Source organism: Streptococcus parasanguinis (assembly GCF_001578955.1).
Lineage (GTDB): Bacteria > Bacillota > Bacilli > Lactobacillales > Streptococcaceae > Streptococcus > Streptococcus parasanguinis_U.
In genome coordinates this window covers 78,770-79,329 of sequence record NZ_KQ969689.1, presented here as the reverse complement: position 1 = coordinate 79,329, position 560 = coordinate 78,770, and the positions used below count along the sequence as shown (strand labels likewise).

The 560-nt window shown below is 47.1% G+C and carries 1 protein-coding gene; it reads right to left on the bottom strand.

What is annotated here, in order from left to right; genetic code table 11:
- The coding region (locus SPADD19_RS12135) for a CapA family protein (protein WP_241496359.1) at positions 1 to 560 on the bottom strand (560 nt) is incomplete at both ends.

The following is a 560-nucleotide window of genomic DNA, read 5'->3' as shown; positions in this document are numbered from 1 at the left end:
AAGGAAATTCCCCATCGAGTAGATGATGAGCTTGTTTTGACCATCTTTATTGACCACTTCAGCAGGCTCTACAACATGGGGATGCCCGCCAAAGACAATATCAGCTCCCCATGAAATCATCTTATGGTAGAGCTCTTTTTGCTCTTCTGTCGGCTCCAACTGGTATTCGATTCCCATCTGGGGCATAACAATAGTAATATCGGCCTCTTGCTCTGCCTTTTGGATCTCCGCCTTCATCCGCTCTTCATCCAAATCAGACAAGACATCTGCTTGCTCCTCTGGAGTGAGCGTCGTTTCCATCCCATTAAAGCCGTAAGCATAGGCTAGAATAGCAATCTTGATGCCATTCACTTCCTTGATCACCAAGGGAGCTTGCCCTCTCTTTTCATGCGTGTAGACACCGACAGGTGTGATGCCTGCATCTTCAAAGGCCTTGGCTGTCGAATAGACCCCTTCTAGACCTGAATCCAAGATATGGTTATGTCCCAAATCCATGACATCATAACCAGCATCCTTGATGGCTGGTACGACTTCGCTCGGCGCATTAAAAAGAGGATATC